This is a genomic window from Tsukamurella sp. DT100 (assembly GCF_049844855.1).
Classification (GTDB): Bacteria; Actinomycetota; Actinomycetes; order Mycobacteriales; family Mycobacteriaceae; genus Tsukamurella.
Genome location: NZ_JBNCLV010000001.1, coordinates 113,688 through 134,879, shown reverse-complemented (window position 1 = coordinate 134,879; position 21,192 = coordinate 113,688). Strand labels below are relative to the sequence as shown.

Here is a 21,192-nt window from a genome sequence, read left to right as displayed (position 1 = left end):
CGTCAGTGGCCCCGGTTCATCTCCCGCAGGCGCGCGTTGTAGGCGGCCAGGGCGGCCTCGTCGTCGTCGACGTCCACGTCCTCGCCGCCCTCGCCCATGAGCTGCCCGCGGCGCGCGGAATCGAGCCAGGAGCCCATGCCGCCGCCGCGCTTGCCGGTGGCCTCCGCGGTGATCCACTGGAAGGCCACGACGAGCAGCAGGATCATCATGAGGCCGTCGCCGCCGAACCACATGATGGCGCCGGCCGCCGACTGGTCCTCGAGGCCGGTCGGGCCCCAGCCCAGGCGCGACGCCGAGTAGCCGGGCGCCAGCTCGGTGGTGGTCATCATGAGCGTGACGCCGACCAGGGTGTCGGGGCCCATGGCCAGCAGGAAGGACGCGAAGCGCAGCGGGTGCGAGAGTTTGGTGGGCCCGCACAGCTCGTTGCCGATGAGCGGCAGCATGAAGATCCAGCCGATCACGAAGTAGCCGGCGTACTCGAGCTGCTTGAGCCACGGATTGTCGAGCGCGAGGTCCTGGAAGCCCGTGAGGTGCGTGCTGATCAGCGCGAACGCGTACAGCGGCAGGCCGACGATCGGGCTGGTGACCAGCCGGACCACCCGATTGCCGAGGAACGCCCGCACCCGGCGGTCGCCGGCCTCGCCCGTCGCCGTCGCGAGCAGGCGGATCGGCTCCGCGAGCACGAGAAACATCGGCACGACCGTGATCAGCACGAGGTGCACCACCATGTGCGCCCAGAACAGGTGCTTGGCCAGCTCGGCCATCACGCTGTTGACCGCGAGCACCAGGAGCGCCATCGCGACGAACCACGACAGGATGCGCGAGATCGGCCAGGCGACTCCGGCGCGCCGCGCCCGGACGGTGCCGTACACGTAGAGAATGGAAGCGACGACCATGAGGCTCGTCACCACGGGGGTGAAGACCCACGTGTGGAGCACGTCCGGCGACTGGGTCGCCACTGCTGAGGGATACATCGATGCCCGTTGTACCACCCCTGGCAAACTAATCCAACCGGCGTGTAACAAAGCGCGGCGGAGGATCGATGAAGGGACGAACGTCCCTGTCAGATTGCCTGGGTACCCGCCCCGGGCTCGAACGCACGGAGTAGAGATGCCGAAGGTCCCCGAGCCCACGCCTCAAGAGGTCCGCGACTTCCTCAGCCCCATTTCGCACTGGTCCCACCTCAAGGCCAACGCGGAGGAGCAGTACCGCAAGACGATCCTCGCCGCCTACGCCGCGCGGATCCCGATCGTGCACATCGCCCGCTACACGGGCACGTCGCCGCAGGCCGTCAAGAAGGTCATCGACCGCCAGAACGACAAGGCCACGGGCGACGCGCCCGCGTTCCAGAACATGCCGCGCACCGGGTACTACCGGGGCCAGCAGCTGCCGCCGTCGCGGTCCGTCCGCGCGGTCTAGCCGACCGTCAGGGCGCTCCCGCCGCGTCGGTAGGGGTGGTGGGGGTGCCCAGCGTGTCGATCACCAGGTGCGCGACGGTGCGCATGTCGGTGCGGCGGTCCATGGCGGTCCGCTGAATCCAGCGGAACGCCTCCGGCTCCGAGACGCCGTGCGCCTGCATCAGGATGCTCTTCGCCCGGTCCACCAGCTTGCGGGTCTCGAGCTGGCCGGAGAGCGTCGTCACTTCCTTCTCGAGCGCCTTGAGCTCGGCGAACCGGCTGATGGCGATCTCGATCGCGGGCACCAGGTCGGCCTTCGTGAAGGGCTTGACCAGATACGCCATCGCGCCCGCCTCGCGGGCCTTCTCGACGAACTCGCGCTGGCCGAAGGCGGTCAGCATCACGACGGGGGCGATCCGCTCACGGGCGATGTCCTGCGCGGCCTCCAGGCCGTTGAGGACCGGCATCTTGACGTCCATGATCACCAGGTCGGGCTGGAGTTCGCGGGCCATCTCCAGGGCGACCTGGCCGTTCTCGGCCTCGCCGACCACGTCGTAGCCCTCTTCCCGAAGCATCTCGGACAGGTCCATGCGAATGATCGCCTCGTCCTCGGCGACGAGCACGCGGTGCGGGGTGGGCTCGGTGTCCTTCATCAGGGGGTACGTTACCGGGCGGCGGAAATCGGGCCCGCCGCGCGCGGTACCGTAGGCCCATGAACGTATTGAGCCTGACTCAATTGCGCGAGCGCGCCGGCAACCTCTGGGCGTTGACTCTGGGGGAGGGCATCCGCCCCGTCGAGCGCACCCCGCACGTCGTCGTCGCCGACGGTGACCACCGCACCCTCCGCCGGTTCGCCTCGGATTCCGACCGTGCCGCGGCCGCCGTGCCCGGCGCCGCACCGGTGCTGCTGGTGCCGCCGATCGCCGCGCCCGCCACCTGCTACGACCTCTCGCCCGAGACCTCCGTCGTCGCGCACCTCGCGTCGACGGGGCGCGTTCCCTACGTCATCGACTTCGGCGAGATGGGCTACGGCGACCGCGGTCTCGGCTTCGAGGACTTCGCCCTCGACATCATCCCGCAGGCCATCACGCGCGCCCTGGAGGACTTCTGGGGCGGGGACGTGCCCGACGGTGCCGGCGTCGACCTGTACGGCTGGAGCCTGGGCGGCACGCTGTCCTTCCTCGCCGCCGGCGCGTCGACGGAGTCCATCCGCTCGATCGTCTCGATCGCGACGCCCCTGAAGTACGCCGCGCAGCCGCCGTACCCGCTGGTGACCTCGCTGATGAAGCCGATCGACGGTTTCGGCCCCGGCGCGCTGATCGCGCTCATGGGCGGCATCCCCGCCCCGATCGTGCAGGTCGCCTACCGCGCCACGTCGTGGGACCGGGAGCTCAAGAAGCCCAAGTTCGTGCTGGAGAACCTCGGCGAGCCCGAGAAGCTCGCGCGCATGGAGGTCATCGACCGCTTCCAGCGCACCTTCCCCGGGTACCCCGGCAAGCTCGCGACGCAGCTGTGGGAGCGGCTGATCTTCCGCGGCGAGCTCGCCGCCGGTGAGGTGCAGCTGGGGGAGCGGACCATCGACCTGCACTCCATCGACGTGCCCATCCAGCTCTTCGGATCGCACCGGGACGCCCTGTGCGCGTGGGAGACCGCGCGCCACGGCGTGGATCTGTTCACCGGCTCGCCGCGCGTCGAGTTCGCGACCGTCGAGTCCAGCCACCTCGGCCTCGTCGCCGGCCCCGACGCCGTCCGCGAGACCTGGCCCGTGATCGACGCCTTCCTCGCGTCCGTGGACGCCGAGTCCGACGCCGCCGACCCCGCCCGGTAAGCTTGGTCGGCTGGCCGTCTCCGACGGTCCGCCGGACGCCCCCGTAGCCCAATTGGCAGAGGCAACGGATTCAAAACCCGTCCAGTGTGAGTTCGAGTCTCACCGGGGGCACCACATCGCCGCAGGTAGGCGGCTTGCCACGCAACTTCTACCGCCCGTTGGCCTCGTCCGTGCTACCCCCGTGCTACCCAACCGACGCGGATCAGGGGTATTACGTCCGGAACCTGTCGGAGCCGCGTGGGATGATCTGACCGTGGATGAGGACGAAGATCGGGCACTTCTGGAAGAGTGGGTGGGACGGATCGCCGCCCTACTCGCTGAGGTTGATCACCTGCCTGGTGAGGATCCGTTTGACTTCACCGAGAACGCCATGGATAGCTGGCTCAAGGTGATGTCGTCTGTGGGCTCAGTTCCCCCGAAGAGCGCTGCTGCGCTCGTTGTGGTTGAGACATGCTTGGCTATCGCCGAGGCCACGAGCGCAGCAGTCGTGGACTACTATGACACCCCGGATGCACGAGACAGGATGGATCACGTGCGCGCGCGACGGCTCGTCGTGGAAAACCTTGAAAAAGTGCTGGATAAGTCCCGTGATTGGCTCGCAAGAAAGTATCCGCCGTTAGATGAGGTGACACGGCTGATTGCCGTTGCTGCGGATAGGTTTAATGAACTAAACGAATCCGCGCAGAAGCAGATGGCGACTGATGCCGAAGAGGATGCGGCTGCGGCCGCGGATCCGTACGGCGCGGTATTAGGATACTACGATCCGAAACGAGATGCGGCTATCATTTTCACCAAAGTTTGCTCGTTTACAGAAGATGAGGACAAGCGTTACCGTGAGGCTCACGAGCGACTCAGAAAGATGATCGACAGTGAGCTTTTGCAGCACGTGTCGGACGAGAGTGACAGGCTATGTGACCTCGTGATCGCGGTCCTCAACGACATAATTGAGAAACGGATCCCTCTAAGCGACCAAGACGCCTTCGATGAGCGCCGACGGAAGATTCGGTCGGCCCTGATCTCTTTCACGAGCGCGATCCACAGTCATCGGGAGCAGTCGGTGCGGATGGCGAGGGATCGGTTCGGGCGCAAAACCCCCGAGTTGGCGAAGGTCGAAGGGTTGTTCGACGATCTGCTTAAATCCTCGTTTGACTATGGGTGGTTGAACAAGATGCGTGACGCTCTTCTTCACGGGGATATCAATGCCTTCAAGATTGAACTGCATGCAAGTTTGGATGGCGAAAGCAAAGCGGACGTTCTCATGGATCGCGATTACATGTTGAAATTCAACAAGGAAGCGCGAGAGAAGTGGTTGATGCGCGAGGAATTGGAAGGATTGGATACTGATCCGAGTGTCTTCGAGATGATCAAATCAGTTCAGCCGCTCCTGAGCGATCTGCAGGTCCAATTAGACGCTGTCCTGTATCCGGAGGTTGAGAAGGATGTCGAAATCGTGCGCGAACTGATCGCGCGCTTCGAAGGTAGACAGGGGCTACATGCCATGCAGTCGGGCCCAGGATTCACCAGGCGGGTAGGGATTCCTCCATACAACCAGCTTGCCCCACGGGTTTTGGCATACGCTGCTGCCTACACCACTGAAAGTGATATGGAGAATGATTCAGCGGCCGAATAGTTGGATCACCGGGGCGAGGTCTGTTGCCTCTGTCAATTGGGCTACGGGAGCTGGGGCGGGCAGCGTGTTGAGCGCGCCGCCGTCCTGGCTGGGAATCCAGTCGCCGTATGTGTCGAGCGTGAGGGTGTATTGCGCGTGGCCCATCCATGCGGAAACCTGCATGAAATGAGTGCCCGCCGACAGCTGCATCGTCGCGAACGTGTACCGCAGGTCGTGAAGCCGCACGCCTCGGATTGCTGGCTGCGCGGGGACTGCCGGGGCGGTCTCGGCAGCGGGCTTCGCGGCGCGGGCGGGTCGGCTCACCGGTAGTCCGGCCTCTACGAGCGCCGGGGCGAGGATGGTCTCGAACCAGGTTCCCAGCTCGGGTGGCTGGGACCAATCCAGGGGCATCACGGTGCGCTCGCCCTTGACGCGGTGCCCGCCGTTGGTGCGGCTCGGCCACAGGGGAGCGGTGGGCTCGTCTGCGTGGGGATGGACGTCGCGGAGATACGCGTGCAGCCGCTCTGCGAGCCAGGGCGGTAGCGGTACCGACCGGCGGGACTTTCGGCTCTTAGGCGTGCTGGTGACCCACTCGCCGCCCTTGCGGTCCTTGGTTTGGCGGACATGCACGACGCACTGGACAGAGGAGTCGGCGCCGTGGTTCGCCGCGCTCGCTGGCCGGGTGGTGAACTCCAGGTCTTGAATCTCCAGTCCCGCACATTCGGCCTTCCGGAGGCCCGAGTAGGGGAGGAAGTACGCCAGCAGCTCGTAGACGGGGTACAGCTTGCCGACGATCTGCGCGGTGGCGGCTACCTGCTCGGCGGTGAGCGGGTGATGCTGGAACTTCTCTCGGTCTCCCACGGCGCGGCCTGTGTTGAAGTCCACCTGATCGCACGGGTTCGCGGGAATCGCGCCGTAGCGGGTGGCGTACGTGAGGACGTTCTTCAGTCCGAGCCAGGCGTGATTGACCGTCTTTGGTGCGAGCTTGCGCGCTGCCAGGTCCGCGAGGAACACCTCGCAGTCTCGCGGGGTGATGCTGGCGACCGCTTTGGCCGCGAACCGGTCGAGGGCGTACCGCTTGACGACGCGCTCGTAGTCGTCCAGGGTCCGCTGCTTTAGTCGGCCCTGCGCCACCTTCAGCGCCTGGCTCTCGATCCACGCCTGCGCGTAGTGCCCGAACGGTAGATCGCCGGCGATTCGCTGATCGGCCAGGGCGGAGGTGCCGTTGGAGTGGCGGGCAGCGTTCAACTGGTCGCGGCGGGCCTCGGCCAACTCCCGGGTCGAGAAGGTCTCTTGCCGGTTCGTCGTCTTCTTGCGACCGTTCGGCTTCGCGGGGTCAGCGGGAATCGGCAGCCCGTAGTCGTCGCGCTCGGTCTCCTTCCAGATCACTAGGTATGCCTTCACGGGCTTGCCGCGATGCCGCGCCGCTGTGTCCCTCGTTTTGATCCAGGCCATGTCAGGCTGCCTTTCGTTCGATGCGAGCCAGGGCTCGGCGGACGGTCGAGTACGACCAGGTGTCGCCGCCCTTAGCGGTGGGGATTCCCTCGGCGGTGAGAGTGCTGGCGATAGCCTTAGCGCCGAGGCCCTGCGCTGCGAGCACCTGGATACGGCGCTGCGCGGAGACGCTGATCAGGCCGGGGTCGCCCTTGCTGCGCTTCTGGTCCAGAGCTTCGCGGGTGCGGGTGCCGATCTTGCGGCGTTCCTCCGCGGCGACGGCCAGGCGGACGTCCGCGACGAGCCGCTGGTTCGGGTCGCCGCTGTCTGCGCCCTCGCAGTCCAAGAGTCGCCAGCCGTAATCGTTGGCGCGCTTCATGATCTGCGCGGCGTCGAGTTGGTCGCGGGTGACTCGATCCAGGGCGCGGACGAGAAGCCCTTGCGCCACTCCGCTTTCCACTGCGGCGACGGCGACCTCGCGGCCGAACATCGCGTCGTTCTTGGCTCCGCTGACCACGTCGGTGGTGACCGTGAGCAGTTCGTGCCCGCGCGCTGCGCACCACTGCGCCAGGGCGTCGCGTTGCGCTTCCAGGCCGAGGCCACTCTCGCCTTGTCTGTCCGTGCTCACTCGCACGTACCCGATGACTCTCATCCGTTGTCTCCCTTGCTGTGTGGTCCAGGGGGTGCGGCCCCGAGTGCACCCCTCGCACCCCACGGTAACACCCTGTGATGTAGCTCACTTGTCCGAATATCCCTGTCCTGCTGAATGATTCGGCGTGTGCTGTGCTCTCGTGTGCCGTTGACGCGGAGCTTGCCTAGCCCGCGTGCCAGCGGGGCGGGGTTGGCCCCGCTGGCGAGAGCTGGGGCCGCTGCGACACGGCGCTACCGGCGCGGCTGCCGCATGGCCCTGCGGTTGGCCGGGGCTGCTGGTGGCGGCTGCACGCTCCGCAGCTGTTCGAGCGCTTCTTCCATCGTGAGCATCCCCGTCCCGTTCGCCGGCTCGGGATCGGGCAGAGGCTCAGGCCGCGAAGGAACCGGCACCGGCCGAGCGTCGTCCTCGTCGTCGGCCTGCGCTTCGACGATCTCCGCTTCCAGCCAGTCGTCGGGCTCGGCGGGGTCGGTTCCGTCCTCGACACCGCGTGCGATGCGAGACGCGGCACGGCTACCTCCACTAACTCCGGCGAGCCCAGATAGCAACTGCTCGAATGGCTTTGGATCGACCGAGACTTCGACAGCCGTCTTGCTAGTGAGGCCAGCGCGGTCCAGCGCGTCCTTGATCGCGGCCAGCTTCACGTTGTCCGGGGCGTCGTCGCTGACGGCCAGCTTCTGTAGCTCCTTGGCGACGCGATCGGCGGCCATCTCCAGGCGGACGCGAGCAGCCCTACGCACATGGCCAGACGCACCGCCATGAGCCCGACACACCGTCGCCCCTTGGATAGCTAGCCTCCTGCATCGCTCGCCGTTCTTTCGATGTGCCACACAGCGAGCGGCGTCGTTCTTCGCGAGCATCGCGTCCCACTCGGCTGCCGACTCGGGCGTTGTCCTCGGTGGCAGTTCCTCCCACACCTCCTGCTCGGGGTCGTCCGGGTCTGGCACCCATCGCCCTCTCACTCCGTCGAACACTTCTTCTTCGGGAGAAACGAGCTCCCCTTGACGGTGGTTGGTCTCGCTCATCTTGGTGTCCTTTCACGCTGGATTCTGTTGCTGTCGAGTGCTCGTGGAGCCCTCGGAAGTGCCTTGTAGGCAAAACGGCCCCAAAAACGGCCCCTTATAGGCCGGGGCCGTGGGGCCTTTTTGGCCCCCACGGCCCGCCCCGGTGCCTCGCTGGTGGGCTGGGGCCTTTCGGGGCCTTTCTCGGGCCGATCTGAAAACACGTCGCTACCTGCACATATGTGCCGTCAAGCCAGATGGAACGGCCCCGAACGGCCCCAACGGGGCCGAGAAAACAGAACGGCCCCCGAACGGCCCCGCCCTGTAGCCGGTTGGCCGCCGCGCACCGCCTCACCGCGCGTCTCCCATCTGAAATGTCAGCGGCCCGGCCCACAGCTTCCGCCCTTCACTTCGCAGGGTCCCGGATTCGAGCAACCGGTCCACCTCTGCGGCGATGGCCTCCTTGCGGCCTTTCACGTGCCCGCTCTCTTTCACGCCGGTCTTGGTGAGCTGTCCCGGCTGCGCCTTGACCAGGTTGTAGATCTGCATCGTCAACGACGCCCGTTCAGCCTCTGGACTCGACGTGCCGCCGGACCTGTGGATGGCCCACCGGATGCTGTCGTCGTCGCTGTGTTCGCCCGCGCCGACGTGCGATCCGGTCTCGGGGTCAAACCGGCCCAGGGACCAGTCGATGTCGAGCTCGCGTCCACCCCACTGCCGCGACCCGAATGCCACCCGCAGCCGGAACTCGCCGTTCTCCACGTCAGCTTCAGCGCGGTGGTAGCGGGTGATCCACGAGTCCGCGACTTCCGCCTGACCTGCCATCGCGATCATGTCCAGGTCGGTGCCCTTGTTTCCGGTGGAGCGGTAGTGGTCCGTCATCAAAGACGTGGCCCCGGTGCATTCGCCCCGAACGAATTTGTGGAAGCTATCGATGGCCTGCCCGCGCTGATACAGGTTTCCGGTCTCTACGCCCTCGGGATGGAAGTTGTAGAAGCTCTCGATCAGCACCAAGTCGGGCTGCGTGGCGTCGAGCATCGCCTTCAGTTCGTCCTGGAACCTAGGGTCGTTCATCGACGTCGCGCCGAACGCCACGTGCAACGGAAACTGCTCATCCTCCGCGACGTCGCGCGGGTCAACCCCGTAGGTACGGCACATCCGCTGAAGCTTGCGCTGCACGTCGCCCTGACCACCCTCGCCCACGATATAGAGCACGCGGCCAGCCTTCGGCACCGCGAACGGCGCGTGGTTGTAGAGCGGCTGCCCGGTGGCGACCGCCAACGCGAGAGCATGGTTCTCGTGCGTCTTGAGCGACTTCTTCGGCCCGGCGATCACGCCGAACGTATCGCGTACCAGCACGCCCTTCACCAGGAACTCGGGCGGGGCCACGGGCTGCGCCCAGGCGTCCGGTCCCATCAGCTTGAACACCGCCCCCGCGCCCTCGGGGGTGCCTGGCCGCGACCTGGCCGCAGCGAACGAACGCCCCAGAGCCGACGCAGGATCGAGCGAGCCGTCGGGCAGCCACACCCTCGCCCCAGAGCCGTAGTCGAGCGGGCGATAGTCGGGGTCGCCGGCGACTTGTCGTAACGCACCGTCGAGCGAGCGCTGGAACTCGCGGGGATCGTGTCCAGCGGAGCCGGCGAGTTCGCTGAACAATGCCTCAACGGCGGTCAGGGCAGTACGCACGCCGGGTTCGCCTTTGACGCCGAGACCGACCAGCCCCATCGTGACGCGATTCATCGCGGCGTGTCGATCAGCTCCGTCGCTCATAGCCTTTTCGACGTCATGAACCTTCGCCGCGACCTTCGCGCTCATGGGGCCACTGCGAAAGGTCGCCAAGACCGCCTCTCCCGCTTCGAGGGTGGCCTTCTGATGCACCGGAGCCGCAGCATCAGCGTCAGGCAAGGTGGCACTGAGCTCCGCGACGTCCAGCCAACCTGCGCCGGAACTCACGTAACACCGAACGGGCACCGGCTCGTCCGGGAACTTCCAATTGGTCGATCCAGGGCACCGCAGCACGCGGTCGATGTTGAAGACCGAGTCCACATGCGCGTCAGGATTCACGGTGGCGGCAGTCTGGCGGACCAGAGCTTCCCATCGCGCGCTGATCGTTTTCCAGGCCACCGCTCTGTCGGTGATGAGAGGCGCGTCTCGCACCCGCCATATCGGTTGGAGGCCGTGCCCGCTCTCGATCACCACAGCAGGCGCGCATCCCAGCGCAGCAGTCAACTTCTCGATCACCTGTCCGCACTCCGCGAGCGACGCGAGGCCCTTGTCCTTCAGGCCCGGAATGACGACGTCCAGATCGGCCCAGAGCGCGACACCGCGCTCGACGTCCGCCTCGCCACCTTTACGCGAGAGCCCTGATTCCAGACTCAGCGGATTCGGCGAAAACCACACGTCGGCATCGGCTGGCATCGAGACCCCACGGACCTCACCGACTGAGCATGTCACCGCGTGGAAGCGCTCACCCGGTGATCGAGTTGCGACGCTGACAACCGCCTCATCGGCGTGGCCGAGGGTTTGAAGAACCTCGTAGAGACTCTCCGAGGGTTCTCCAAAGTGGTTCGGCGGCAGTTGATTAGCGTGATCATCTCCGCCATCGGGCGAGGTAGTATGTGGGTGCATGAGTTTGCTGCTCCTGTGCGCTGAGAAATCGCCCGCTGCGTCCGCTGACATTCGCAGCGGGCGTTCTCGTCTAGAGGGGTGGAAGATGCTGTGCGGTAAGCTGTTCAGGCCGTCAGTCCCGACGGACGGCAAGGAGAATCCGCTCTCCGATCAAGTAACAGCAGTCGGAAAATGTGGCGCGACCTTCGCTTCCACAGGGGAGCCCTTTTCGGGTACGAGGGCTCCCCGTTCCGGCTGATCCCCATCTCCGTCTTTCGAGCAGACGCAGAAGTACGCCAGGCTCGGACATGCGGTTGAGATGCACACGGTGCGCCCGTTACCGCCGCGCCCGCTGTTGCATCCGACCCGGACCGCGCTCGGCCGTAGCGAACTAGCAACCCGCACAGCCGCGTACACCGCCCAAAAGGCCAGCCAGACCAGCGCGGCCACTTCGAAGGCGCTCATCGTCACCACCACCGCTCGTCGGGCCACCCGACGCTCGCGTACCAGCGGTCTTCGGGGAAGGTCATTCGCGGCCAGATCGGGAACGGACTGTCGGCAACGGCGTGCCTGATCTCTTCTTCGCAGTCGTAGCAGAGCCCAGCGACCAACTCCATTCCTCCACAAGGGATGTGAAGATAGAAGCTCGCCTTTTTGTTGTCGGCGCTCGCGTGGGCACAGCTGGCGGCGTGTCCGCAGCCATAGCAATCGGGGACCAGAGCGCTGTACGGCGCTATCGTGCCCAAACGCATTTGAGTCCAGCCGGGGGTTACGTCGTAGCTCCGGTTGCCCTGGCGCGGACACAGCAGCACCACCGTTTGCAGCGGCATCGCGCTATCCGCCACCGCCAACACAGCCGCCAGATATTCCTCGTCGGCCAGCTCCAGTCGTCCGCGGATTTCGCTCTGCGTCTCGTCGGAGCCTTCGTCCTTGGCGATCTGGATAGCCCACTTCAGGTCGGCTTCCCGCAAGGACGACGCGCCGTATCCGCCGTTCGGCAGCAGGCCGCGCCCGGTGTTGGAGTATTCACGCGGCCAAGGCATCCCTTTGTGTTGCTGTACGCCTTGACGGTGGAACCGCTCCACGATCCCCGCAACTAGAGGGATCTCGATCACGCGAGCACGCCGCTCTTCGCTTAGAGCGGTCGCCTTGAGACTGCTGAATCCCTCCGCCGCCCTTAGATACTGATCCACGATCGGGTTGGCGTCGTAGTTGCGTGGATCGTCGGGGTCTACCCCGGGGAACTCTTGCCCACCGAAGGTCGCCGCGCTCATGCCGGACCCGCCTGCTCGGCGGCGGGACGCTGCATCCCGAGAATCCAGTCGTACAGGTCCCTCGGTGCGATTCCGTTGCGCCCCTGAATCTTCGCGACCGGAAGCTCCCGCCGCTCCATGCCTCGGCGCATTCTCGTAGGGGTGATCGGTACGCCCAGAACGTCGTTGCAGTACCGGACCGCAGCCTCGCGGCCGATGATCGTGGGTAGCAACTCCAGGTCTTCGCGGACGACAGGGCGGCGGACGGGCCGTGCGCCTGCGTTGGGCTGCGCGACCGCAGGCCGCGATTGGGTGAGCTGACTCATTTCTTGTGTCTCCTTGGATCGGTCTCAGACGGCTAGAGCGATCTGCTTCGTTCGAAATTGAGAGACGGGGAGCGATGACGCTCGACCCGCATTTCCGTGCGCAGATGTGTTTACTCAGCCCGAAACCAAATCCAAGGGGTCCGATGTGTGCTCTTCACCGCAGAGGTTTCCCTGCGAGGCTCCTACGCGAACCGGGTTATGACGGTCAAACCACACCGCTTGGCCGGTGCGCTACCCAGTATGCCACAGGGGGCCAGCGGTAGCCAAGGGGACGCTGGGCCTAACTCGTTGGAGGGCAACAACTCCCGGTTCTATGCCGCGAGAACACTCACTAACTGAATTTCGCCCACGCTAGAGCGTGGCTTCCTGGGGTCTAGAAGCTCCGCAGGCGTGCTCGCAGCGCGTGAAGGCATGGCGGTACGCCGCCGAGAAGTCAACTGACAACCCTGGTTGATTAGTCGGAATCGATCGGAAGCCCGTCGAGTAGCTCGCCGGGTGTAGTCTCCAGCCCCGCCGCGAGCCGCATGACCGTCTCGATCCTGCTGCTGCGCTGACCCCGCTCCGCTCTCGCGTAGTACGAGCTATGCACGCCGCAGCGGATCGCCGCAGCCTCCTGACTGAGGCCGAGTTCGGTCCGCCGCGCCCGCAGGCGTGCGCCGAACGTCGCCAGGGTTTCGTTCAGTGCTTGCTTCGGTTCGTTCGCGGGGCTCATAGCGCCGTCAAGTCCATACGGGATAGGCCATGTGGACCAGAGCCACCTGGAACGGGCCAAATGGTTTAGGCTTCCGGCGAGCGCGACCAGACGGTCGTACGTCTAGAAGGAGGCAGCCGTGAAGGTTGGGAAGCTGGCCGGGATCGGCCTGGTGGCGGGGATGGTCGTACTGACAGGGTGCGGTGATCGTGGCGACGAGGCCAACGCGAAGGTCGGGCCGACCGGCGTGCAGACCGGCACCACAGTGGGGCCGAACGGGTCGACGTTCACGTTCACCTACACACTGACACCCGCGCCCGTGACAACCACGCAGCCGCCGTCGTCGGCGTCTCCGGAGCAGAAGTATCCCGACGCGGACTGGTACGGAGCGACGCAGGAAGTGCGAGCGTCGAACAAGGAGCTCGCCAACGCTGACATCAAGGCGCTCGGCACCTGGATCTGTGATCAGCGCGCCTCGGGGGTGTCACTCCGCGACGCCAATCAACAGCTTGCGAACTACCTGAATACCAACTTCCCGAAGCAACTGCTTCCGTGGAGCGCAGACTCGGCCGGGGTATATGTGACTGCCCCTCTCTTGAGGAACATCTGCCCGCGCTACCTGAAGTAGCGCCACCCCAGTCAGAAGCCCCGTCAAGGTCAGGTCGTGACCTTGACGGGGCTTCGTCGTGGAAGGGAACGCCGAGCAGTCGAGTTCCCTCCCAGCACCGGACAAGTCAACGGTGCAGTCGGTGAAACCTTGGGGAGCCATCACCGAGTCTGCGTGGCCGGTTGCCCGGCCAGCTGTGCAGTTGAGGAGCTCAGACGGCTATCGCTGCCCGCTGCGCTCTCGTGCCTCGCCCTGGCGGTGGCTACCGGTTACCGGCGTACCCCCGGACCCGTCTCAGACCGCTGGTCCGAGCTGAGAGGGCGTCGCCGGCGATCATCGCCGGACCTTCCGGCCGGTGGTCTTCCTGAAGCCGGGGCCTGGCTTCGCGGAGACGGTGAGCTTGCGCTGCGCCTTGTCGAGCGAGGGCTCGATGTCGATCTTGCGGTTCGGCTTGCCGTGATAGCCGACGATGCCCTTGACCAAGACGCCGCGCCCTTTCGGCGTCTTGAACTCAGCTCCCACCTTCGCGCCGCGATACGCGCCGCCCTGGCCGACAACGAGATGCTTCTCGAAGCTCCCCCTGACGTACGCGTTGCCGACCGACCGCCCCGCCTTGCGCGCGCTCGACTTGGACGCCGCGGACGCCGCCCGACGGGCGCTCTTGGCTCCGCCGGCGATCTTCGATCCGCTGCCAGCAAATCGGCCCAGACGGTCGCGGCGCTGATTGCGAGCTCCCCGTCCTCGTCGGCTCATCGTCGGCTCCGTCGCTCGCGCATCTCGGCCAGCTCGTCGATAAAGCCCGAACCCGGCGCGTTCATCGCGGGCGAGAGACCCGTGTATGCGGCGGGCGGGACACCGCGCGTCAGGTACCGATCTACCTCGTCGGCGGGGGTACTCGGCCTGCCGCCCGGATACTCAGGCGCGACCAAGCCGGGGCCGTGGCTGAACTCCGACGGCAACGCCTCGGCCGCGACCACCGCCGGATTCTCTCGTGTCCGCTTCTCGGTCATCGTGGGCTACTTCCACGACCAGGTCGGGGCCTCGTACGGTCCCGACGCCTTGATCTGGGTGATACATGCCGCGCCCCGGTAGCGAACGCCGGTCCCGTAACCCCTGGCAAAGAACGAATCCTGCAGCGGGTATCGCTGGTCACGGCCGGGGATGATCCGCAGCCCCTGGTAGGCCGGGTTGACGTGCTGGCGGAACGCGACGGGGTTGCTCGGGCTGTTCGGCCCGCCCGTGGCGACCACCGCGATGTAGCCAGCGGGCAAGTAGTGAGACTCGATCACCCACGCGGGTCCGTACGAGCCACTGACCGGCAGGCCCGCGAACTCGGCCGGGGCTACCTGGCCCACGACGTTCTCCGTCGTGAGGAACGCGGGAGCAGAAGCACTGGCGATCCAGTCGTACTTCGACTCGACTCCGTTGAGCTCGTAGCCCGCGCGCATCTGCGCGATGATCTCACCCTCCTGCGGGTTGCACAGAATGATCAGGCGCGAATTGCCGTCGATCCCGAATCCCTTGCTGGTGACCTGCCGCATCGCGATCGAGAGGTCGCCCGGATCGAGCGAGGTCTGCTCGCTGACGAGGTAGTGATTCGTGGTCGGGTCGAACGTCTGCCCCGCGAACGGAGGCGGAGTGTGGCCGTCGGTTCCGGTGTACAGACCGTAGACCGGGGTACCGAACTCGTTCGCGCCCTGCGTGGGGTCGAAGAGACGCCGCAGAATCGCGCCGGTGGTCTGGCGATTGTCGGCCTCGAGTACGCGGTCGATCACGCTCCGAACCTGCTCGGCGCTGGCGTCGCGGAGGAAGCGCCATGAAAAACGGCTTGCCACATCGTAATCCGTAAAAGTGTATCCGAGAACCAATGCGTCAGGTTCGGCGCGGAGTCCGGTGGGCTCGCCGAACTCGGAAGCCTCTTCAAAGTGATCGCCGCCGATTCCCTGCGGGATCGCGTCACCGGGATTGGTCGTCTGGTAGCTGATGAGCGAGGCCAGGGCGGAGCGCTTGGAATTCCACGCCGCCATGACGGCCTGCGCTTGCTGCCAGATCGTGGAGAGGTCGACGCCGTCCGATGTCTGATTGACGAGGACGTCGCCCTCGGTGCTGTAGCCGGTAGCGCCGTCGCCACCCCAGGCGAAGAAGTCGCTCAGGTCGTGCGAGGTGCGGGACTCCCGCATTTCGCGGGGACTGATGATCGTGTTCATTGTTTCTCCGTTCGGATTGGTCTGTGGGATTCGTCGGGGCGACTCGCTCCGACGTCCGATCTCTGACCGAACGGTGTTCTTTTGCCGCGATGCGCAATGCGACCGAGGGTCGCCGCCGCTGCGTAAGGCACTGCCCCTGCTACGGCGCGCTGGCTACCGCCACCGTACGCCCACCCTCCGACGCCCCGGTAGCTCAAGCAACAGAGCCGGCGAATCCCTGACGGAGCGGTGCCGTGCTACCCCCCGTGCTACCCACCGGCGCTAGTTTGGCGGTGGTTGGCGGATGGCCGCTACTGCTCAACCGGTGCGCAAATAGCTGCCCTCACCTGCGTGTCTATGGAATCACCAATCGCATCATGCCTGGTGGCGTATCTCGGAGAACGGCACACCGCAGGTTTTCAAAACCCGTCCAGTGTCAGTTCGAGTCTGACCGGGGGCACCACGAGCACTACCAGGCGATGTCGCCGACGCTCAAGAGCGGCTGATGCTCGGCGAGACTCTCCGGCGCGTTGTAGGTGTCACCGCCGTGGAGCTCGTCCGGGAAGCGCAGCTTGGTCCGCTCCTCGATGGTCGCCAGGCTCACCTGGTAGGCGCGGAACTCGTCGAGATCGAGCGCTTCGAGCCGGTCGAGGTTCTGAGTGAGCAGAAACCCGCGGGCGATGAGTTTCCCGTCGCCGACGAATGCGACCACCTTGAAGAACTCGCGGGGGAGCGCGATGCCCCGGTACGTGCGGTCGTCGTCGCCGAAGACGGGTCCGCCGAAGACGCTGACCTTGAGGTTCTCCGCCTCGGCGTCGGTGAGGACAGCGTTCTCGATCAGGCCCCAGATGCCTTGGCGGGCACTCTGGTTGAAGTCCTCGACCTGCGGGGAGATGTTGGTGTAGTAGAACGAATCGGCGTTGGCCTGCTCGGCCTCGGGCCGGCTGCCCCAGGTGAGGTCTGCTCGGCGGGCGACGTGCCCGCGGTCGATCCGGTTACCGGAGTACAACTCGTTCCCGACCTGCGTGTCCGCGGGGAGGCGGGGATCGAGGACGAACTTCGATCCGGCGCGGTCGATGCTCGTCAGAGTGGTGCCGTCGATGTTCCAGGCGACCCAGCGGGTGAGGCGCCGCGATCGGCTCTGCGTCAGCGAGAAGTGCGTGTAGTCGATGACCGGGCTGCCGTCGACGTCGACCGCGTCGTCGGAAAGGCTCGCATCCACCGTGGGCACCGGCGCCGAGGCGCTCAGGAAATCGGGGTCGTATCCGGCGCCGATCCGCGCCGCCGGGGCGGCTTGAGCGGTGGGAGCGCCGTCCGGTGGAGTGAGTGTGATGCCGAGCTTGGTGAACACGGAGTTGCCGAGGCACGCGAGTGCGTGGTCGTCGGGGCTGCCGGCGGCTTCCCCGCCGAAGTGCAGGCCGGCGAAGACTCCTGTGGGGCGGCCGTTGGCGGCTTTGAACAGCCACACGGCTCCGGAGTCGCCGCCTTCACTGATCTGGTTGTCGGGGGCCGGGTTCCGCGGGTCCGGACCGATCTCGAAGCCGCCGATCTGCTGTTCGCCGACGCTGCCGCCGTAATCGATCTTCACGACGACGTCGATGCGGCGCACGAGGCCGTGGGTGACGCCGGTGGTGCGGCCGCTCTTGATCACTTTGTCGCCGAGTTCGGGCTCGCCGAGCTCGGTGGGCGCGACGGTCAGTCCGAGGGGTTCGGGAGAGTAGCCGCGATCCTCGATGGTCGCCACGGCGCAATCGCCGGCGGCGCCGAGATGCGAGCGGTGCAGCACCCCGAGGCGATTGTCGTCGAACCGGTCGTCGTCGTACGCGCCCGGCTGGACGACGGTGTCGCCGATCTTCCCGTCGGGGCCGTTGAGGACGTGCCAGTTCGACAGGATCAGGGGCGTGTCGTCGGTGCGGTCGTAGACGATCGCGCCGATGGTGCCGGCGGAGACCTTCACGTTGCCGACGCTGATGCCCGGCCGAATCGGATCCAGGCGGGCCTTGGCCTCTGCCGGCGCCGCCTCGGGTTCCGCGATCACCCGGTACGAGGCCTCGTAACTGCGCTCGAGCACATCCGTCGGCACCGCGACACCGTCGACCTCGACGGATTCCGGCAGCAACGAGGTGCCCAGGCTCTCGAGTGCCTCGGGCGCTACCTTCCGGCGCACGGTGAACTGCACCGCGACGGTGTCGGTCGGCTTGCCGTCGACGATCTTGTAGCCGATCCCCATCGACGTCACGTTCGGATCGGCCAGGTAGTCGGACGCTCGTGCGCGGACGAACCTCCGCAGCGCCTCCGTAGACGCGGGAGGCGCACCCTTGGCCTGTTCGGTCGACGGTGCTGTGGGCTTCCGTTTGTTACCGGCCATAACTTCAACGGTAGGCGAAATCACGGATGGCGGCCGGGTGAGCGAGAATACGAGCCCACCCGGGGCGGCCTCAGCGGGATGGGCACTCGCCCCCGTTGACGGCGAACGTCTGCGCGGTGATCTGGCGCGAGTCCGGGTGTGCGAGGAATGCGACCATGTTCGCGATGTCCGTCGGAGCGCCGGCGCGCTTGGTCATCGCTGCGTCGATCAAGGAATCGCGGCGGGCGTCGGTGAGGGCGTCCCGGAAGAACTCGGTGCGCGCGATGTAGCCGGGAGAGACCACATTGGCGGTGATCCCGCGCTCCCCGACGCGTCGCGCGAGGCCGATGTTCCACGACGCGAGACCCGCTTTGGCGGCTCCGTACGACTCAGCTCCCTTTTCGGCGGCGATCGAACCGATGGAGATGATCGCGCCGCCGCCGGTCATGGTGGGTAGCACCGCCTCGGTCATCAGGACGGCGCTGACGAGGTTGCTCTCGAGGTTGCGCCGCCACGATGCTGCGAGCGCGGAGAGATCACCCGGTTCGGGGTGGTCGAAATCGGTGTTTCCACCCGCGTTGTTGACCAAGACGGTCGTCTCGGTGATCTCGCGGTCGACGAAGGCCTGGATCGCCTCGGGGTCGGTGCCGTCGAGAGTCACGGCTCGGACGGTGCCATCGATCTCAGCAGCCGCGGCCGACAGGACCTCGGCGCGGCGGCCGGTGATGACCACCTCGGCCCCCTCGGCGGCGAGTCGCTCGGCGATCGCCCGGCCGATGCCGGTTCCGCCGCCCGTGACGATTGCGATGTTGGACATGTCGATCCTCCTGCACTAGATTACGTTTAGACCTAAACATAGAGAGAGTGATGCCCTGTGGCAAGGGAATTGAGTGAGTCCGATCCGGTCGACGCGATCGCCCTCGCGTGGCGGCGTGAGCGCCCGGACCTCCCTGTCGACTCGATCGGCGTCGTCACGCGGATCTGGCAAGCCGCCAAGATCTTCGGCGATGATCGGGCGCGGCTGCTGCGCGAGCACGGAGCCGACACGGCGACGCTGGATCTGCTGTCGACCCTCCGGCGATCGGGGCAGCCCTATCGGCTGACGACTCGAGAACTCGGGCAGGCCGCCATGGTGACGGCGGGCGCGATCTCGCAGAGGATCGAGCGCGCCGAACGCGCGGGTCTCGTGCGTCGAGCGAACAGACCCGGAAGCCGCACAGTCGACGTGGAGCTCACCGAGGCGGGCCACCGCGAGGTGGACCGACTCGTCACGGAGGTTCTCACGCGCGAACAGGCCCTCCTCGCGGGGGTGCCACCGGACCGCATGAGTGGCCTCGCCGAGTCTCTTCAGGACCTGCTGGAGCACTTGCACGGCGAGCTGGGCCGGACGAGGCCGAGCCAGGTCGGAGACAGGTAGGCAACCGCGAGGTGGGTGGGCGGTCGACGCACGAGGTGTACGTATCGACGTACTCCTGGCAGGCGACTCCCGTACGTGCTGCATCGTCGTATCCGTCGCGCGACGGATCCCGCGCTCATCGATCAGTCGAATCGCGTCGATGGGGCCGCCGAATCGGATCTCGACCCATCCGCCGGCTCGCCGTGTGCAGGTCGGCCAAGGTGTTCGAGACGCGACGTGGCTGCTTTCAGCTTTCGCTGAGTCCTTTGAGGAATGCGGCTAGTACGGGGCGGATCGGCGCATCCGTGTCGACCGCTGTGCGGTGGAAGGTCAGTGAGTCCGCGAGGCGGATCACTGCGTCGACGTCGCTGCTCGACGTGGGGAGCCCGGCGAGGTCCAGTGCCGAGGAGGCGATGGCGCGAGCCGTTCTGTGGACTTCGGACTCCGTCGTTAGCTTCGCGTGCAGCGCGGGCGAGTCGTGGACTTCGAGGATCAGTGCGTACCGCGCGCGCATGTCGTCGCGCCGGGACGCGAGCGATTCAACGAGCGCCGTGAGTAGATCGGCGAGCTCGTCGATCGAGAACTCGCCACGATCGGCGAGGCGTGCCAACGACGCTGCGGTGTCATCGGAATCGGTAAGAGTCCGTTCGGAGAGTGTGTCCACGACCAGCGTCAACAGTGCTTCGCGGGTCCGTGCCACATGGGAAGTAGACCCTGGCGGCAACCCGGCGGCAGCGTCGACCGCGCGATGGGTCAGCGCGCGGACACCGTCTCGGGCAAGTATCCGGATCGCGGTAGCGCTGACCAGATCGCGCCGGCCCTTGATCGCTGGTGCTTCGCTGACTTCATCGACCACGATATCGATGCTACAGGTGTAGCCTCAGTGGAGGCTACGCCTGTAGCGCTTCGTCGAGGAGGTTGCGCCATGTTCATCGATTTCATACCCGACCGCGATCTCTTCCCGTTCGAGGCGCATTGGTTCACGACGAGCGCGGGCGCGATGCACTACGTGGACGAAGGCTGCGGCCCCGTCCTCCTCTTCTGCCACGGGACGCCGACGTGGAGTTTCCTCTACCGCAGAATCATCGGCTCACTGCGGAGTCGCTACCGCTGTATTGCGGTCGATCACCTCGGATTCGGGCTGTCTGAGCGGCAGGACGGATGCGGCTACACCATCCCCGAGCTCTCGGTCGCTCTCGGGGAACTGATCGATCATCTGGGATTGAGTGACTTCGTCGTCGTCGGACACGATTGGGGCGGACCGATTGCGCTGAGTGCAGCGGTGGAGCGCTGCGACCGGGTGCGCGGGACCGTGCTGGCGAACACGACCTACTGGCCGAATACGGCTCTGGCGAAACGACTCTTCAGCGCGGTCATGAGCTCCCGCGCGATGCAACGTCGCATCGTCGAGAAGAACCTGATGGTCGATCGGATCCTCGTATCCGAGCTGGGCGCGATCCTGACGCATGAGGAGATCGAGCACTATCGCGCAGTGCAGCGGACCCCGGAGGCGCGGGCCGCTTTGGCTGTCATGCCCCGTGAGATCCGTGATGCGGAGCCACTCCTTGCTGCACTGGCGAAGTCCGTTCCGGCGATGCTGGGGGACAAACCCGCGCTCGCGATCTGGGGTATGCGCGACAAGGTCTTCAGGCCGCAGGACTACTTGCCGGGGATCGAACGCGATTTCGCCGACGTCGATGTCGTGGAGATCGCGGGTGCCGGGCATGCGGTGCAGGAGTTTGCGCCGGAGGAGTTCGCCTCAGCCGTCGCCAACCGATTCCCGGCGTAGGCCGAAGGAACCGTCGGAAACGACAGAACCGGCGGCCGGGAAGAATTCCCGACCGCCGGTCCTGGTGAAGAA

General features: G+C 66.1%; 21 protein-coding genes and 1 tRNA gene. 7 read left to right on the top strand and 15 right to left on the bottom strand.

Annotated elements, in window-relative coordinates:
* Positions 1–2 precede the first annotated feature (2 nt).
* Positions 3–959, bottom strand: a complete 957-nt coding sequence (locus ACLQ3K_RS00670; RefSeq protein WP_425996244.1) for a cytochrome c oxidase assembly protein — start codon at positions 957–959, stop codon at positions 3–5.
* A 151-nt stretch (positions 960–1,110) separates the two neighbouring features.
* Between ACLQ3K_RS00670 and ACLQ3K_RS00665 the strand changes: the two genes are divergently transcribed.
* Positions 1,111–1,419 carry a helix-turn-helix domain-containing protein gene (locus ACLQ3K_RS00665; protein ID WP_068533852.1) on the top strand — a complete coding sequence of 103 codons (309 nt, stop codon included), beginning with the start codon at positions 1,111–1,113 and terminating at the stop codon, positions 1,417–1,419.
* A 7-nt stretch (positions 1,420–1,426) separates the two neighbouring features.
* Here ACLQ3K_RS00665 and ACLQ3K_RS00660 read toward each other — a convergent pair whose 3' ends face one another.
* A complete protein-coding gene (locus ACLQ3K_RS00660) occupies positions 1,427–2,050 on the bottom strand; it encodes an ANTAR domain-containing response regulator (RefSeq protein WP_336671795.1) in 624 nt (207 codons plus the stop codon).
* 59 nt (positions 2,051–2,109) lie between these two features.
* Here ACLQ3K_RS00660 and ACLQ3K_RS00655 point away from each other — a divergent pair, with 59 nt between their 5' ends.
* The 3 genes from ACLQ3K_RS00655 to ACLQ3K_RS00645 all read left to right on the top strand — a co-directional run bounded on the left by ACLQ3K_RS00655 (position 2,110) and on the right by ACLQ3K_RS00645 (position 4,855).
* Positions 2,110–3,225, top strand: a complete 1,116-nt coding sequence (locus ACLQ3K_RS00655; protein WP_425996241.1) for an alpha/beta hydrolase — start codon at positions 2,110–2,112, stop codon at positions 3,223–3,225.
* Positions 3,226–3,262: 37 nt separating this feature from the next.
* Positions 3,263–3,339, top strand: a tRNA-Leu gene (locus ACLQ3K_RS00650).
* Positions 3,340–3,478: 139 nt separating this feature from the next.
* Complete coding sequence (locus tag ACLQ3K_RS00645; RefSeq protein WP_425996239.1) at positions 3,479–4,855, top strand: hypothetical protein; 1,377 nt, start codon at positions 3,479–3,481, stop codon at positions 4,853–4,855.
* Here the strand turns inward: ACLQ3K_RS00645 and ACLQ3K_RS00640 are convergent.
* The 7 genes from ACLQ3K_RS00640 to ACLQ3K_RS00610 form a co-directional block, all read right to left on the bottom strand.
* The gene (locus tag ACLQ3K_RS00640) at positions 4,841–6,289 is read right to left on the bottom strand and encodes a tyrosine-type recombinase/integrase (RefSeq protein ID WP_425996237.1); all 1,449 of its coding nucleotides are present in this window, start codon (positions 6,287–6,289) and stop codon (positions 4,841–4,843) included. The two genes, ACLQ3K_RS00645 and ACLQ3K_RS00640, sit on opposite strands and share 15 nt — an antisense overlap.
* Position 6,290: 1 nt before the next feature.
* On the bottom strand, positions 6,291–6,920 hold the full coding sequence (locus ACLQ3K_RS00635; protein ID WP_425996235.1) for a recombinase family protein: 630 nt from the start codon (positions 6,918–6,920) through the stop codon (positions 6,291–6,293).
* Positions 6,921–7,150: 230 nt separating this feature from the next.
* A complete protein-coding gene (locus tag ACLQ3K_RS00630) occupies positions 7,151–7,942 on the bottom strand; it encodes a hypothetical protein (protein WP_425996233.1) in 792 nt (263 codons plus the stop codon).
* Positions 7,943–8,269: 327 nt separating this feature from the next.
* A complete protein-coding gene (locus tag ACLQ3K_RS00625; RefSeq protein ID WP_425996231.1) occupies positions 8,270–10,336 on the bottom strand; it encodes an AAA family ATPase in 2,067 nt (688 codons plus the stop codon).
* Between the two features lie 656 nt (positions 10,337–10,992).
* Positions 10,993–11,799, bottom strand: a complete 807-nt coding sequence (locus tag ACLQ3K_RS00620; RefSeq protein ID WP_425996229.1) for a hypothetical protein — start codon at positions 11,797–11,799, stop codon at positions 10,993–10,995.
* Positions 11,796–12,104 carry a hypothetical protein gene (locus ACLQ3K_RS00615; protein WP_425996227.1) on the bottom strand — a complete coding sequence of 103 codons (309 nt, stop codon included), beginning with the start codon at positions 12,102–12,104 and terminating at the stop codon, positions 11,796–11,798. The genes ACLQ3K_RS00620 and ACLQ3K_RS00615 overlap by 4 nt, the downstream gene beginning before the upstream one ends.
* A 454-nt stretch (positions 12,105–12,558) precedes the next feature.
* Positions 12,559–12,816 carry a helix-turn-helix domain-containing protein gene (locus ACLQ3K_RS00610; protein ID WP_425996225.1) on the bottom strand — a complete coding sequence of 86 codons (258 nt, stop codon included), beginning with the start codon at positions 12,814–12,816 and terminating at the stop codon, positions 12,559–12,561.
* Positions 12,817–12,934: 118 nt separating this feature from the next.
* On the opposite strand from ACLQ3K_RS00610, the gene ACLQ3K_RS00605 reads away from it, so the two are divergent.
* A complete protein-coding gene (locus ACLQ3K_RS00605; RefSeq protein WP_425996223.1) occupies positions 12,935–13,423 on the top strand; it encodes a hypothetical protein in 489 nt (162 codons plus the stop codon).
* Positions 13,424–13,735: 312 nt separating this feature from the next.
* Here the strand turns inward: ACLQ3K_RS00605 and ACLQ3K_RS00600 are convergent, their stop codons facing one another.
* The 5 genes from ACLQ3K_RS00600 to ACLQ3K_RS00580 all read right to left on the bottom strand — a co-directional run bounded on the left by ACLQ3K_RS00600 (position 13,736) and on the right by ACLQ3K_RS00580 (position 18,752).
* A complete protein-coding gene (locus tag ACLQ3K_RS00600; RefSeq protein WP_425996221.1) occupies positions 13,736–14,155 on the bottom strand; it encodes a hypothetical protein in 420 nt (139 codons plus the stop codon).
* Positions 14,152–14,412 (bottom strand): hypothetical protein, encoded by a 261-nt coding sequence (locus ACLQ3K_RS00595; RefSeq protein ID WP_425996219.1) that lies wholly within the window; start codon positions 14,410–14,412, stop codon positions 14,152–14,154. Before ACLQ3K_RS00595 ends, ACLQ3K_RS00600 begins: the two co-directional genes overlap by 4 nt.
* Before the next feature lie 6 nt (positions 14,413–14,418).
* On the bottom strand, positions 14,419–15,609 hold the full coding sequence (locus ACLQ3K_RS00590) for a hypothetical protein (protein WP_425996217.1): 1,191 nt from the start codon (positions 15,607–15,609) through the stop codon (positions 14,419–14,421).
* 448 nt (positions 15,610–16,057) lie between these two features.
* Positions 16,058–17,956, bottom strand: a complete 1,899-nt coding sequence (locus ACLQ3K_RS00585) for a DNA/RNA non-specific endonuclease (protein ID WP_425996215.1) — start codon at positions 17,954–17,956, stop codon at positions 16,058–16,060.
* A gap of 70 nt (positions 17,957–18,026) precedes the next feature.
* A complete protein-coding gene (locus ACLQ3K_RS00580) occupies positions 18,027–18,752 on the bottom strand; it encodes an SDR family NAD(P)-dependent oxidoreductase (protein ID WP_425996213.1) in 726 nt (241 codons plus the stop codon).
* Positions 18,753–18,821: 69 nt separating this feature from the next.
* Here ACLQ3K_RS00580 and ACLQ3K_RS00575 point away from each other — a divergent pair, with 69 nt between their 5' ends.
* Complete coding sequence (locus ACLQ3K_RS00575; RefSeq protein ID WP_425996211.1) at positions 18,822–19,352, top strand: MarR family winged helix-turn-helix transcriptional regulator; 531 nt, start codon at positions 18,822–18,824, stop codon at positions 19,350–19,352.
* Positions 19,353–19,578: 226 nt separating this feature from the next.
* Here ACLQ3K_RS00575 and ACLQ3K_RS00570 read toward each other — a convergent pair whose 3' ends face one another.
* Positions 19,579–20,187, bottom strand: coding sequence for a TetR/AcrR family transcriptional regulator (locus tag ACLQ3K_RS00570; RefSeq protein WP_425996209.1), 609 nt, complete (start codon positions 20,185–20,187; stop codon positions 19,579–19,581).
* A 69-nt stretch (positions 20,188–20,256) separates the two neighbouring features.
* On the opposite strand from ACLQ3K_RS00570, the gene ACLQ3K_RS00565 reads away from it, so the two are divergent.
* Positions 20,257–21,120: an alpha/beta fold hydrolase gene (locus ACLQ3K_RS00565; protein WP_425996207.1), complete on the top strand. Its 864-nt coding sequence runs from the start codon at positions 20,257–20,259 to the stop codon at positions 21,118–21,120.
* The last annotated feature ends 72 nt before the right edge of the window (positions 21,121–21,192 follow it).